Origin of the sequence: Mucilaginibacter lappiensis, from assembly GCF_050433765.1 — a bacterium.
Classification (GTDB): domain Bacteria; phylum Bacteroidota; class Bacteroidia; order Sphingobacteriales; family Sphingobacteriaceae; genus Mucilaginibacter; species Mucilaginibacter lappiensis_A.
In genome coordinates this window covers 68,134-81,193 of sequence record NZ_JBNPWP010000005.1, presented here as the reverse complement: position 1 = coordinate 81,193, position 13,060 = coordinate 68,134, and the positions used below count along the sequence as shown (strand labels likewise).

The 13,060-nt window shown below is 41.3% G+C and carries 14 protein-coding genes; 4 read left to right on the top strand and 10 right to left on the bottom strand.

All coding sequences use genetic code 11. The annotated features are described in order from the left end of the window. Positions 1-3: 3 nt before the first annotated feature. The 3 genes from M2273_RS16610 to M2273_RS16600 are packed head-to-tail and all read right to left on the bottom strand — an operon-like array spanning position 4 to position 2,797. A complete protein-coding gene (locus M2273_RS16610) occupies positions 4-1,128 on the bottom strand; it encodes an NAD(P)/FAD-dependent oxidoreductase (protein ID WP_429398792.1) in 1,125 nt (374 codons plus the stop codon). Between the two features lie 3 nt (positions 1,129-1,131). Then, positions 1,132-2,241 (bottom strand): type III polyketide synthase, encoded by a 1,110-nt coding sequence (locus M2273_RS16605; RefSeq protein ID WP_429398790.1) that lies wholly within the window; start codon positions 2,239-2,241, stop codon positions 1,132-1,134. Positions 2,242-2,260: 19 nt separating this feature from the next. Next, positions 2,261-2,797 (bottom strand): YceI family protein, encoded by a 537-nt coding sequence (locus M2273_RS16600; protein ID WP_429398788.1) that lies wholly within the window; start codon positions 2,795-2,797, stop codon positions 2,261-2,263. Positions 2,798-2,963: 166 nt separating this feature from the next. Here M2273_RS16600 and M2273_RS16595 point away from each other — a divergent pair, with 166 nt between their 5' ends. Further along, positions 2,964-3,848, top strand: coding sequence for a UbiA family prenyltransferase (locus M2273_RS16595; protein WP_429398786.1), 885 nt, complete (start codon positions 2,964-2,966; stop codon positions 3,846-3,848). Positions 3,849-4,280: 432 nt separating this feature from the next. On the opposite strand, the gene tnpA is transcribed toward M2273_RS16595, so the two are convergent. The 6 genes from tnpA to M2273_RS16565 form a co-directional block, all read right to left on the bottom strand. Next, positions 4,281-4,745, bottom strand: a complete 465-nt coding sequence (gene tnpA, locus M2273_RS16590) for an IS200/IS605 family transposase (protein ID WP_429398785.1) — start codon at positions 4,743-4,745, stop codon at positions 4,281-4,283. A gap of 335 nt (positions 4,746-5,080) precedes the next feature. Beyond that, positions 5,081-6,391 carry a carbohydrate porin gene (locus M2273_RS16585; RefSeq protein ID WP_429398783.1) on the bottom strand — a complete coding sequence of 437 codons (1,311 nt, stop codon included), beginning with the start codon at positions 6,389-6,391 and terminating at the stop codon, positions 5,081-5,083. Positions 6,392-6,431: 40 nt separating this feature from the next. After that, positions 6,432-7,079, bottom strand: coding sequence for an HD domain-containing protein (locus M2273_RS16580; protein ID WP_429398781.1), 648 nt, complete (start codon positions 7,077-7,079; stop codon positions 6,432-6,434). Positions 7,080-7,210: 131 nt separating this feature from the next. After that, positions 7,211-7,450: a helix-turn-helix domain-containing protein gene (locus M2273_RS16575; RefSeq protein WP_429398779.1), complete on the bottom strand. Its 240-nt coding sequence runs from the start codon at positions 7,448-7,450 to the stop codon at positions 7,211-7,213. Positions 7,451-7,663: 213 nt separating this feature from the next. Next, the gene (locus M2273_RS16570) at positions 7,664-8,161 is read right to left on the bottom strand and encodes a hypothetical protein (RefSeq protein WP_429398777.1); all 498 of its coding nucleotides are present in this window, start codon (positions 8,159-8,161) and stop codon (positions 7,664-7,666) included. Beyond that, complete coding sequence (locus M2273_RS16565) at positions 8,162-9,334, bottom strand: THUMP domain-containing class I SAM-dependent RNA methyltransferase (protein ID WP_429398775.1); 1,173 nt, start codon at positions 9,332-9,334, stop codon at positions 8,162-8,164. It abuts the gene before it with no gap. A gap of 89 nt (positions 9,335-9,423) precedes the next feature. On the opposite strand from M2273_RS16565, the gene M2273_RS16560 reads away from it, so the two are divergent. The 3 genes from M2273_RS16560 to M2273_RS16550 all read left to right on the top strand — a co-directional run bounded on the left by M2273_RS16560 (position 9,424) and on the right by M2273_RS16550 (position 12,598). Further along, entirely contained in the window at positions 9,424-9,792 is a 369-nt protein-coding gene (locus M2273_RS16560; protein ID WP_429398774.1) for a DUF3127 domain-containing protein, read from the top strand. 298 nt (positions 9,793-10,090) lie between these two features. Beyond that, the gene (locus M2273_RS16555; protein WP_429398772.1) at positions 10,091-11,896 is read left to right on the top strand and encodes a sensor histidine kinase; all 1,806 of its coding nucleotides are present in this window, start codon (positions 10,091-10,093) and stop codon (positions 11,894-11,896) included. A 9-nt stretch (positions 11,897-11,905) separates the two neighbouring features. Then, the gene (locus M2273_RS16550; RefSeq protein WP_429398770.1) at positions 11,906-12,598 is read left to right on the top strand and encodes a response regulator transcription factor; all 693 of its coding nucleotides are present in this window, start codon (positions 11,906-11,908) and stop codon (positions 12,596-12,598) included. Here M2273_RS16550 and M2273_RS16545 read toward each other — a convergent pair. Next, positions 12,595-12,948, bottom strand: a complete 354-nt coding sequence (locus tag M2273_RS16545) for a bleomycin resistance protein (RefSeq protein ID WP_429398768.1) — start codon at positions 12,946-12,948, stop codon at positions 12,595-12,597. The genes M2273_RS16550 and M2273_RS16545 overlap by 4 nt on opposite strands. Positions 12,949-13,060: the final 112 nt, after the last annotated feature.

Here is a 13,060-nt window from a genome sequence, read left to right as displayed (position 1 = left end):
GACTCATACAAAAGGTTTGCCGTGTGTTTTACTGATCAAAAAACGGGATACGGCGGGCAGGCCATTTAAAATATTTAGGGTAAGGGCGGTAGTATTGTTATTGCCGAATAAGCGCTGCAACTGGCGGCCCACCCACAGGCGCTGGGCAAACTCACCGTTCCAGCTTTGGGTATAATCGGCTTCGAGAGCTGCACGGGTACTGTCGGTAAATTTACCGCGCTGATAATGGCTGATGATCTTTTCGGACAGTATTTTAGCGGAATGGATGGCCATGGTCATGCCGTTACCGCAAAGCGGGGCTATCATACCGGCGGTATCGCCGCTCATCAGGATATGGTTTTCAACCGGTGCCTTTTTTTCAAAGGAAATCTCGTTGATCACCTCTGGCTTATCCAGTAAAAATTCAGCATTACGGAAAATGTCATCGAGATATGGGTTCTTCCGGATCACGTTCTCTTCCAGATCGGGCAGATTGCCATACTTGCGCAGGTCATCGCGGTGGGCCATATAGCACATGCAGTAGCGGTCGCCATCGGTTTTGCTTACGCCACAATAGCCATCTTTATAATTGTTGAGCTGTATCAGATCATCGGGGAAATCCATCCTGACATGAAACTTTACGGCCAGGTACGGACTGCGTTTATAAAAAAATGGCCGTTTTAATTTTTGATCCAGATTGGAGCGTTTGCCAAAAGAACCGATCACCAATGGAGCAGTTAATACATCGCCGGGTGTAACCACTTCGAAATGATTGCTCATGAAACGGATATCTTCTACCCTGGTATTGGTCATCACATTTACCCCTTCGGCAAGGGCTTTGCGGTAAAGGAAGTTATCAAAAGTAAAACGACTTAAACCAAAGCCCCCCAGATCAAGCTTTTGCGAAAGTTTGGTGCCCGATGCCGCGGTGACCTCCAGCCGGTTGATGCGTGCCACATTCAGCGGTTCCAGGTCAATATCCAGTTTACTGAGAAAGGGAATTACCTCGTTAGATATGTACTCCCCACATACACGATGCATGGGGTAGCTTTTTTTTTCGACGACTGTAACCTGCAAACCGGCCCGGTTAAGCAAAATAGCATTGAATAAACCTGCCAAACCGCCGCCAACTACAATTACATCGCTCATGGGTTAATGCATTTCCAGTATCATGCCCTCAACTGTTAAACCCGGCCCAAAGGCAAAACTCATTATTTTTTGACCATTGAGATTTTGTGCTGCCAGCATTTTTTTTAAAACAAACAGTATTGTAGCCGACGACATATTGCCATACTCCTGCAGTGTTTGATAAGCAAAGGCATTGCTTTCTTCGGGCAGTTCCAATGCTTCTTCAACAGCTTCCAGTATTTTACGGCCACCAGGGTGTACAGCATAAGCGGTGATCTGCCCGGCATCAACCTTAACTTTTTGTAAAAAACGACCCATCAATGCCTTGATATGTTTTTTGATCTGCTTAGAAACCCGCGAGGTGAGTTTCATTTCGAACCCGGTATTGCCCACATACCAGCCCATATCATCACGGGCCTCGGTTACAAACTCTGTATAAAAGTTTTTTAATGACAGGTATGTTCCCTTACCCAAACGATTAGCGGTGTTTTCGACCAGTACTGCAGCCGCGCCATCACTAAACAGCGAGTTGGCCACCCAGTTATCAAGGGTATTATCTTTTTGAAAATGCAGCGTGCAAAGTTCAACACTTACCACAAGTACTTTTGCACTTGGCTCGGCACGGCAAATATAGTCGGCCACCTTTAGGGCGTTTATAGCGCCGTAGCATCCCATAAAATTAATGCAGGTACGCTCGGTATCGCGGTTAAGTTGTAGTTTTTCAACCAGTTCAATATCAATACCGGGGGCATGCATACCGGTACAGCTAACGGTTATCAGGTGGGTTATCTGCTGTAAAATACCATCTTCAAAGCCAATCAGGCAGTTGTGTACGGCATTAATGGCAATAGTTATGGCTTCCTTTTCGTAAAACTTTAACCGTTTTTGCGTGCCGGGAAAAGGTTCAAGATTGGCAGTTTGTTCAAAAAAAGTGTATTGTGAAGGATCACTGATGCCAAAATCAGGGATCACCGAGTAGCGGTAATCAATACCCGAATGATCATAAATACTTTTAAGCCGCGAAGCATTACTTGTATCCAACCCAAACGCGTTCACCATAAAATGGTAAATGTCATTTTGCGCAATACGGTTGTCGGGATTTGCTATCCCAATAGCACTTATGCAACTATCCATTTAAATTTTATAAACCCTGTTACTTACTGATCTCGGTATTCACTGTAATTGTGGCTTCGTCTGATAAGATCATGTTTTTGCCACCAATGCCAAAATCAGATCTGTTTACCTTAAAGCTACCATTAAATACAGCGGTATTGCCTGTTTCAGTATAAGTAAAAGGTACTTCAACCAACTTTGTTTTATCTTTTATAGTTACGTTAAAGTTGCCGGTATAGTTGCCTCCGTTTTTATGTTTAAATGATATCGATTTCAACTTGATTTTTGGGTAGGTGGCTACATCAAAGTAATCCGCACCTTTCAGGTGGCTATCGCGCATATCATTGTCGGTATTAATAGAGCCCGCATCAACCGATGCTTCAATAATACTGCCAGTCAGATCCTGGGGTTTAAATTGTATATCGGCCTGTAAACCGTTAAAACTTCCGCTGGTATTAATACCCAGGTTTTTAATTTTAAACGAAATTGTTGATTGGGTAACCGTGGTTTTTACCTGTGCAAAGTTGCTGGTTACTAAAAGAATTAAAATTACGGTGATATAAATCTTTTTCATCATGAATACGAACGTCATTTCAAACATAACATTTTATACAATACAAATTTTTATATTAGACGAAGACGAAGCAACTATGTTTAATATTATCACGTTGTTATAACTACAAAAGGTTGCCCTTAAAAGTTTAATAATGTTTACTTCTTTAAAAAAAAACAAACTGCTTTGAATGAAATTTAAACAGCTAATACCCACCCCATCGGCATGGGCGCACCTGCGTTTTGTTTTTTCTGTTTTTTTGCTCCCGGTATATTTATTTGCCTTTAGTCAGGCCGATGTTGTTCACCCGGCTCAGGCTATACTGATATTTTTTATCTGGCATTTGCTGGCCTTCCCGGCAAGTAATGGCTATAACAGCTATTTTGATCGCGATGAAGAAAGCATTGCCCTTTTAGCTAAACCCCCCGAAGTGGATATCAGTCTTTATTATTTTTCGATACTGCTGGAAGCCGTAGCTTTTTTATTGGGATTCTTGATCAACTGGGAATTTGCATTCGCGGTATTGTTGTATGGCATTATGTCCAAACTATATAGTCACCCGGCTACACGCCTAAAGAAGTATCCAATTATTAGTTTTTTAGTAGTTTTCTTTTTTCAGGGGGCATTCATTTATTATACAACCTATTCGGCCCTGACCGGTTTAAGTTTGATAAGGCATTGGGATACGGGTTTTGTGGTGGCCGGAGCTATATGCTCCTGTTTAATAGGGGCATCGTACCCGCTTACCCAGGTTTATCAACATGCTGAGGATAGCCGCCGGGGCGATAGGACGCTGAGCCTGTTGCTGGGCTATAAAGGTTCTTTTATTTTTTCAGGGATCTTATTTGCCATGGGGATAGCCTTGTCCTGGTATTACTGGCATTTGGCGGGTACAATGCTGAATTTTTACTTTTTTCTGCTTTGCGCGCTGCCTATATTTTTGTTTTTTAACTACTGGTTTTACAAAGTGGGCAAATCAACCGAAAATGCTAACTATAAAAACGCCATGAGGATGAATTTCCTTAGCTCGGCATGTATGCTGATTTATTTTGGGGCGCTGGCGATATTTGGGTAGTGGAGAAGCATGATGACAGGGTAGCTCCTATGGAGCAAAAGAATCTTTGGTTGGTTTGTCTACAAATGGGTAGCCTCTACGAGGCATCGTGAAGGATAACAAGAATAGCTTTCTTTGTTCTATGCGAGATTTCTTTGCAAACGGGAACCACTTATGAGGATAGCCCTACTGAGCAAAAGAATCTTTGGTTGGTTTGTCTACAAATGGGTAGTCTCTATGAGGCAGTAATTCTGTTCTCTATGGATATGTAAATGATTTAAAGGCAGTTGAAACGTTATCTCAAGGCGGTAATTCTTCTGCGAGGATATATAAATGATTTAAAGGCAGTTGAAATATTATACTGAGGATGATATGCCTCGTAGAGGCTACCCGTTTGTAGCAAATAATTCATTTTATTTTTGCTCCGTAGGAGCTACCCTTATACAATAGTAATTAATCCATTAAATCCTGGAAAATATACTTTTTATCGTACTTGATTGAATAATCTTTTAATATATCAAGGTATTCTTCTTTAAAAGATTTTTTAAGGTGGTGCTGCTTCTGGTTATTAATATATTTAACAACAGCGTCAATTTGCGAATTGCTGTTACTAAAAGCACCATACCCTTCCTGCCATTGAAATTTCCGTTTCGTATATCCTGCCTTGTTTATAAACTCAGAACTATCACCTTTTACAAGTCGCATCATTTCAGATATTGATTGTTGGGGATTAAGACCGATAAAAAGATGCAAATGATCTGTGGCTGAATTTATTGCCAATAATTTATGGCCGTTACGTTGCACAATGCCGGTAAGATATCTATGTAGATGATCTTCCCATTCAGATTGAATAATCGCCATCCGGTATTTTACAGCGAAGACACAATGGATGTATAGTTGAGTATAGGTATTAGGCATAATCAAATTTAATGTTGTTGATGCCAGCTACCAAATGTTTTATAGGGTAGCCACCTACGGGGCAAAAAATAATGGATTTTTTTCGTCTACAAATGGGTAGCTCCTACGGAGCATATCAATTAGCTGATGACTCTTAATTAGCGAATACCTCCATGCCGTCGCTCGGCTCCAGCCGAGTGACTACTATTACCCGGCCTCTGGCCGCAATTGCAAATCAAGTGCGTCTGTAATCACAGGCCGGAGGCCTGTGAGATAATCTTCACTCGGCTGGAGCCGAGCGACTGCGGGGGAAGGAATCGCACGAATCCTTACTTTTTTTATTTTATACCATCCCATTAAAACTCCACATGCGCCCTTATCGAGAAAACATTTACCGGTCCGCGGTCTTTGTTGTAGGCGGGGTTTAGGATAAACTGGTAGCCGGGTGTAAGCCAGAATTTCTTTTGAAAAGCGTTTATTTTATAATCCAGTTCGGCAATCAGTTCGGGGGCGTAATTCAGTTTGCCATCGCCTATAATGAAGCCATAGCCACCGGCGGCAAGGTAATCTTTATGCGGATTGGACAGGCCATTTGCCACAAATGCAAGGCCCAGTTCGTCATCGGCTCGTTTCCATGAACTGCCTTTAAGTACGCCCCCAAAACTCAGCGAGCGGTCAATCTCGGTAAAGTACCAGGTTTCCGTACGGCCGTTATTATAGCTTAGTTTGGCAAATACACCAAAATCTTTGCTCAGATACTGGTCTGCACTGATGCCAAAACCATATTTATGTTTGCCGTATACCAGATTGGTATCAACCACCGGGTTTACCTGACTTGCAGCCAGTGCCTGGCGATAATCACCCATTTTACCATTGTTCCTGAATGCTAAAAGCCTTACTGTTCCTTTATTCCCGTTAAGGGTGTATCGCCTTTCATACTCCAAAGTTTGGGTATTGGCCTTGCCTAATTTGGCATCCCATATAGCCCCATTGGCTGTAGTGGTAGACATGGTGAAGGCAAAACGCAGCGTCCAGTTAGGTTGTCCTAATTCGGTATGGATGCCCATTACATAGCCGCGGGTATTGGCCGGGTAATCCCAAGCGCCATTATCCATTAATGACCAGTTCATGAACTGTGTACGGGGATCATGGCTAAACTCATTGCCATCATAAAAATCGGCCATGCCAAATTTACCCACGGTAACAGAGAAATAGCGTTTGCTTTTTAGTCCGCCCAGCTGATTGGCATCATCCTGAATGGTGTCCTTTTCCGTACCCCACTCAAAATTCTGTGTAAAATATAGTCGTGCGATATAAATTTTAGGCTCAGCGCCACCAACGCGAAAGGTTTCTCCATTAGGGAAGCCGGCTGCACCAAGAGTTTTACTTAAGCCCGATCCGCCAGACAGCTCCGGATTAAAATAGGCCTCGGCCCCCTTCCATAACCTGGCCCCGCCAAAAAGTGTAGTAGTTATAGAACTTTGTGTTTCTGAACCTGTAAGCAAACTGTTTGCGCCGGTATAATCAGCACCAAAGGATGGTTTATATTGAGTAATAACGGTTTGTTGAAAATGAAAGTTAAAACGCTGTTGTTTCAAGGTATCCTGCGCCCGCACCATACCTGCAATATTCAGCAGGAGAGCAATAAGTAGTAAGGTTTTTTTCATAAGCCCAATTTTTGCGCAAAGAAAGCAAACTTTATTTAGTTTACAATCCGCATTCCGCATAAAACTGTCGTAAATAAGCTGTCATGAAATCATGCCGTTGTTGGGCCAGCTCTTTTCCCGTTTGGGTGTTCATTTTGTCTTTTAGTAGCAAAAGCTTTTCGTAAAAATGATTAATGGTGGGGGCCGATGTGTTTTTGTATTCCTCCTTGCTCATATTCAGGTTGGGCTTAATTTCAGGATTGTATAACTCCCGGCCTTTAAATCCTCCATAAGTGAATGCGCGGGCAATACCTATGGCGCCAATGGCATCCAGACGGTCGGCATCCTGTACTATGGCCAATTCGGGGGAGTGAAACGCGGGTTTGTCAAAACTTGATTTGAACGACATGTGCCTTATAATTTGTTGCACATGCTCAACAATAGCGGCATTAACACTCATGCTGCGCAAATATTGACCGGCAGTAAAGGGGCCAATCTCTTCGTCGCCGTTATGAAATTTACTGTCAGCAATATCATGCAGTAAGGCTGCCAGTTCAACAGTAAGCAAGTGGGCTTGTTCGGTTTGGGCTATCAGTTTGGCATTGGTCCAAACCCGGTTAATGTGCCACCAGTCGTGCCCACCTTCGGCGTTTTGAAGGGTATCGCGTACAAATTGTACGGTTGCTTTAATAAGGTTATCATATTCCATCTGCCGCAAATTTAAGCGAAAAGCCCGAATTTGAGCAAAAAGCTTAAAGCAGAAAGCTCAAAGCGAAGGAAATGATCTTTCGTCGTATAACTCATCAAAGCTTTGGGCTTTTGCCTTTGGCTTTGCGCTAATTAAGCAGCTGCTACTTTTTCGGTATCAATCAGCTCGTGAACATCTGTCTCTAATATGGCAGCTATTTGAAAAAGCCTTTCAACAGTTATTTTAGTATAGCCCAGTTCAATTTTGCTATAAGCATTTTGAGATATACTCAATTTTGCAGCAAGGTATTCCTGGGTATAATTCAGGCGCTCCCTTGTGTTTCTGATGTTAGCTGCAATTGCTTTTATTTTATAATTCAGCTTCTCGTTCATGCATTTAGTGTATTGATAATGTATTATTAACGAGATTAACCACTAAAAGGATTGCTGATTTTTAGTTTAAATTAAAATATTTTTTTATTTGGGGAATAATTTGGGGAATAAGTGGTGTCAGGGAAACGAAGAATCTACCGTTAAATATGTATAGATCAACGGATCCTTCACCTGGTTCAGGACAACAAAATAATAAGAAAATAAGGTACAACCTTACTCCGGCACATCATAGCTTACCACAATCGTTGGCAATAAAGTAGCATACTCTAATGGCACCTGGTTGTAGGATATAATGGGTTTACGCTGACTATAAAATTTATAAGCGTCTTTAATAGTAGCGTTACTTGCCATAGCCGGCGGATTAAAACTGATGGAAAAGGGGATAATAAAATCATGGAATTTTTCATGATCAGGAATAACCCATTTATGATTTGATTTTTTAAGCGCTTCAATAATTGGTAAGGTTAAAAGATAATCATCGGCATAGTAAACGATTATTTTTTTAATAGTTCCCTTTTCATCAGCAGTAAACTTAAATACTGCGGTGCCGGTAGCTTTCTTTTTAATGATCTCGGGCGAAACCTTTAGGCTATCCCTAAAAAAACGCGTCATTACCGTACCGCCGCCCTGAAAAGGGAAAGCCAGTTCGGTTTGTGCGCTACAGTAAACGGATGATAAAACAGCTATAGTAAATAATACGATCTTCTTCATTTATACTTCTTTTGGTTCTCTTTTGCTGCCTTCGTACAGCTCATATTCCAATAAACGGCAATCCAGCTTGCCATTGTAAAATTCAATTTTCCGTGCCGGGCGTAAGCCTATCTTTTTGGCTAGGTCGGGGTTGCCGGTAAAAATATAGCCACGGTATCCCAGGCATTTCTTTTTCATGAAATCGCCCATGCGTTTGTAGGTAGCTTCCAGTTTGGAGTGTACGCCCAATCGTTCGCCATACTCGGGGTTAAACATTACCACGCCTGCATCCTCGGGCACTTCGGTATCTTCAAAATCACAAACGCTAAAGTCGATCAAATGTTCTACCCCGGCGGTTTTTGCGTTTTTTTGAGCTATGTCAACCGCGTCTTCAGATATATCTGTAGCTATAATTTTAAAGCCTGTTTCTTTTTTTGCTTTGTCCTTTAACTTACGGCGTTCGGCAAAAAATACGGTTTCATCATAGCCTAAAATATGCATAAAGCCATAATTCATTCTGAATAAACCAGGGCATTTATCAGTTGCCAGCAGGGCTGCCTCAATAGCCAGCGTACCTGAACCGCACATGGGGTTAATAAAAGTGCTTTGCCTGTCCCAATGGGTTGCCATGATGGTTGATGTGGCCAAGGCCTCCAGCATAGGAGCCTTGCCCGGTATTTTGCGGTAACTGTGTTTGGCCAGTGTTTCGCCCGATGTATCAATAAAAATATCGGCCTCATTATCCTGCCAGTACAGGTGTATTAGTGTTTTATTGGCTTCGGCGCCTGAGTTTGGTCTGATACCTTTTACTGATTTTATCCTGTCGGCAATGGCATCCTTTACCTTTACGTTGGCAAACAAAGGCGTAAGAATATGCTCATTATTAACATTTGACGACACGGAAAAATATCCCGAGAAGTCGATCAGTTTTTCCCATTCAATGGTAACAAGTTCATCATAAAGCTGATTGGGATCATCGGCATTAAAACTTTTTATTAAATAAAGCACCTGGCTTGCACAGCGCAGGTTAAGGTTAAGTGCAATAGTATCGGTAACGGTACCTTTAAGCTCAACCCCGGTTTGAAAAACGCGGACTGGCGTAAAGCCTAATGCTTCTACTTCCTGTTGCAGGTATGATGACAGCCTTTTATTACAGGTAATGATGATTTTACTCTCGGTGTGGAAAACTTGCATGATATTTTGCGAATTTATGAATTAAAAACACCCTATTTTAATTTCTTATCTATTAACTTTACATTTTAAATTTTTTTGAGAAGATTATTATGGAAGTTAAAGGTAAAGTATATGAAGTGTCGCCAACAGTGCAGGTAACTGAGTCACTTAAAAAACGCGAATTAATACTTGAATATATTGAGAATCCTCAATATCCTGAATATTTGAAATTTGAAGCTATACAGGATCGCTGCAGCTTATTGGATAATGTTAAGGTAGGTGATGATGTTGAAGTTTTCTTTAACCTGAAAGGCCGTCCATGGACCGATAAAGCGGGCAAAAAAAGTTATTTTAACTCGTTACAGTTATGGAGAGTAAATGCATTGGCAGCAGGTGCCGGTAGCGCTACTACGCCAGAATATGCAGCACCGGCATCAGATATCAGCTCATCAAGCGATGATGATGATCTGCCGTTTTAATTAGTGCCTAAACAATAAGGTAATTATGTAAATAAAAAGATCCCTTTTTTAAAAACTAAAAAGGGATCTTTTTGGCTATAGTTGTTTTGTGTAGCTATAGCACACATCATCTCTCCCAGCGGCGTTTAATTTCCGCCTTTCCCTCCCATTTTGTATATTGTGTAATTACGGCCTGGATATTGGTCGGTTAAAATAGCAACGAGTTATATTTCAAACGGTTATTACAGCTTATCAATTGTTAAATTTTGTTAAAAGCAGTTATTGTCCGGTTATTTAAAATAATTTTGTTTGTTAACAAATGAAGAAAAGAAGTATCGGTTTAATTATTGGGTTAATGGGTTTTGCACTTTTGGGTGTAATGGCCATGCAATTGTACTTTTTAAGGCAATCGTACCAGATGCAATCCGAATTGTTTGACCGATCTGTTAGCGAGGCACTTAACAACGTGGTGTCAAAAGTTAGCAAGCAGGATGCTGTTAATTTTTTAAGTAACAAAGCACAAAGGAATGTTGCAGCAGGAAGTGATAGTGATGCAGGCTTAAGGATAGTAAAAAGCAAGGATAACAGGCAGTATGCATCCAAAACAAGAAAAAAGCAAACCTTACGCGAAAAGAAAATAGCCCTTTTACGCGATAGTTTGGAGCGGATGATCATGCATAAAAAGATGGATGATGAACTGGCCAATCTGCTGCAACAGGAAGGTACTGTTGAGTTTCAGGTAAGGGTAGAGGAATATACAGATGACCTTGGCGTTGTACATGGTCGTTTTACACCGCAAATAGTACGAACCCGTACCATAAACCGGCCTAAAAAACTGCACAAGTATGATACTTTACGATATGTTTATATTGATCCACAATTTGGTAAACAATTAATTTCTCAACCACGCATCAACCCATTGTGGCAGCAGGAACAATTACGTAAGCAAAAGGAACGGCAGGTTGTGCAGATAAAGAAAATGCTGGAGACAGATTCGCTGCAAAATTTAAACAGTGGTAAAACAACCGTGATCGAAAACCTGGCCGAGGAATACCGTAAAACCGGCGAACCTTTAAACAAGCGCGTAAACCCTTTCTGGATAGATTCCTTGTTAAGGTTCGAGCTGCATAACAAAGGGATCTATCTGCCATTTAGCTACGAGGTAACAACCGCCAACAGCGATTCGCTTATATTTTCGAGCGCATATGACAATGATGGTAATAAACCTATATTCATTGCAGCCAATACTTATCAAACCCCCATATTCAGTAAGGATGTAATCAATGACCCGGGTAAGATCAAGCTGGCCTTCCCTCAAAAAAACTCATTGATATTAAGAAACATGACCGCCACTATGGGTACCACCGGCGGTTTACTGGCAGTATTGATATTTTGTTTCAGCTATACCATTTTTTCCATCCTTAAGCAAAAAAAGGTATCCGAAATGAAGATTGATTTCATTAATAATATGACCCACGAGTTTAAAACCCCGGTATCAACCATCATGATAGCCAGTGAGGCTTTAAAGGATAAGGAAATTGCCGAGGATAAAAGCCGTGTATCACGTCTGGCTAATATTATTTTTGAAGAGAACGAGCGTTTGGGCAGCCATATTGAACGTGTGCTGAACATTGCCCGTATTGAAAAGAACGATTTTAAGCTGGATAAAAAACCGCTGGATGTGAACGATATGGTGGCTGTAGTGCTGGATAGCATGGCCCTTAAACTGCACAAGTGCAGTGCCAAAACTACCCTGAACGTTGCCGAAGAAAACACAGTGATCATAGCTGATGAACTGCATTTTTCGAACGTGTTGTATAACCTGGTAGATAATGCCATAAAATACAGTATAACTGCACCTGATATAACCATAACCACGCTGGTTAAAGGCGGACAGGTGCTTATCAGGGTGGCCGATAAGGGCATAGGCATGAGCAGGGATCAGCAAACAAAAATATTTGAACAATTTTACCGTATCCCTACCGGGAACCTTCATGATGTTAAAGGATTTGGATTAGGATTGAGCTATGTAAATACCATAGTGAAAAGGCTTAACGGTACAATAAGTGTAAGATCTGAAAAAGAAAAAGGCTCGGAATTTGAACTGAAATTTCCGCTGGCCTAACTATACAATATGAAGAAAATACTACTGGTTGAGGATGACGCCAATTTGGGTTTACTGTTGCAGGATTACCTGCAGTTGAAGGGTAAATTTGATGTTGTTTTGTGTAAAGACGGCGAAGAGGGTTTGCGCGCTTTTACCAAACAAATATATGACCTGTTAATATTGGATGTAATGATGCCCAAAAAGGATGGCTTTACCCTGGGTAAGGATATCAGGAAAATAAACCCGCATGTGCCTATTATTTTCGCCACTGCCAAAGGCATGATAGAAGATAAAATGCAGGCCTTTAACCTGGGCGGCGACGATTATATCACCAAACCCTTTCGTATAGAGGAATTACTGCTGCGTATAAATGCTTTGCTTAAAAGAACCGAAAATACCGACAAACGGGAAGAAGAAAAGCAAACTACGTTTAAAATAGGAAACTATACTTTTGATTATACCACTCAGATCATCATCATAGGCGATGCGCAGCAAAAGCTATCAACCAAGGAGGCCGAATTGCTCCGTTTACTGTGTATGCGAAAAAATGAAGTGCTTACCCGCGAGGAAGCGTTGCTGAACATTTGGCATGATGATAATTACTTTAACGGCCGTAGTATGGACGTGTTTTTAAGCAAGATACGCAAGTATTTAAAAGACGATCCTAATGTGGAAATCATTAACGTGCACGGCAGGGGCTATAAATTACTCATCAATTAATTGCCCGAAATATCCTGGCCAAAATGGATGAGGTTGCCGTTATTGTCCAGGATACTGAATTCCCTCATTTTCCAGGGTCTGTCCTGCAGCTCACCATTGGGATGGACAACGCCCGCTGATTTGTATTCGGCATATAGCTTTTCTACTTCGGTTACATTCATATAGCAGCTGGTACTTTTTGCAATTGCAGAATCAGTGCAGGGCCACAGGTGTATAAAAACCCCATCGCGGCTCATGATCAGGTAGCCATCCCAACTGGCATGAAAGGTAAATCCCAGCTTTTCGGTGTAAAATTTTACGGTTTCGTCTTCATTAAGCGAAGCTAAAACAGGAATGGCGGTTTGGAGCATGGTAACAGAGTTAGGTTTCCCAAATACAAATAGTTTCTCTAATATATAAAATACTACTCACCTTAATTCGATATTACACTTACGTGTAACAACTTTGTTAACACTTGATGGT

Excerpts from the sequence above, each read along its gene's own strand:
- M2273_RS16610 (WP_429398792.1), bottom strand. The coding sequence starts at position 1,128 with ATGAGCGATGTAATTGTAGTTGGCGGCGGTTTGGCAGGTTTATTCAAT.
- M2273_RS16605 (WP_429398790.1), bottom strand. The coding sequence starts at position 2,241 with ATGGATAGTTGCATAAGTGCTATTGGGATAGCAAATCCCGACAACCGT.
- M2273_RS16600 (WP_429398788.1), bottom strand. The coding sequence starts at position 2,797 with ATGATGAAAAAGATTTATATCACCGTAATTTTAATTCTTTTAGTAACC.
- M2273_RS16595 (WP_429398786.1), top strand. The coding sequence starts at position 2,964 with ATGAAATTTAAACAGCTAATACCCACCCCATCGGCATGGGCGCACCTG.
- tnpA (WP_429398785.1), bottom strand. The coding sequence starts at position 4,745 with ATGCCTAATACCTATACTCAACTATACATCCATTGTGTCTTCGCTGTA.
- M2273_RS16585 (WP_429398783.1), bottom strand. The coding sequence starts at position 6,391 with ATGAAAAAAACCTTACTACTTATTGCTCTCCTGCTGAATATTGCAGGT.
- M2273_RS16580 (WP_429398781.1), bottom strand. The coding sequence starts at position 7,079 with ATGGAATATGATAACCTTATTAAAGCAACCGTACAATTTGTACGCGAT.
- M2273_RS16575 (WP_429398779.1), bottom strand. The coding sequence starts at position 7,450 with ATGAACGAGAAGCTGAATTATAAAATAAAAGCAATTGCAGCTAACATC.
- M2273_RS16570 (WP_429398777.1), bottom strand. The coding sequence starts at position 8,161 with ATGAAGAAGATCGTATTATTTACTATAGCTGTTTTATCATCCGTTTAC.
- M2273_RS16565 (WP_429398775.1), bottom strand. The coding sequence starts at position 9,334 with ATGCAAGTTTTCCACACCGAGAGTAAAATCATCATTACCTGTAATAAA.
- M2273_RS16560 (WP_429398774.1), top strand. The coding sequence starts at position 9,424 with ATGGAAGTTAAAGGTAAAGTATATGAAGTGTCGCCAACAGTGCAGGTA.
- M2273_RS16555 (WP_429398772.1), top strand. The coding sequence starts at position 10,091 with ATGAAGAAAAGAAGTATCGGTTTAATTATTGGGTTAATGGGTTTTGCA.
- M2273_RS16550 (WP_429398770.1), top strand. The coding sequence starts at position 11,906 with ATGAAGAAAATACTACTGGTTGAGGATGACGCCAATTTGGGTTTACTG.
- M2273_RS16545 (WP_429398768.1), bottom strand. The coding sequence starts at position 12,948 with ATGCTCCAAACCGCCATTCCTGTTTTAGCTTCGCTTAATGAAGACGAA.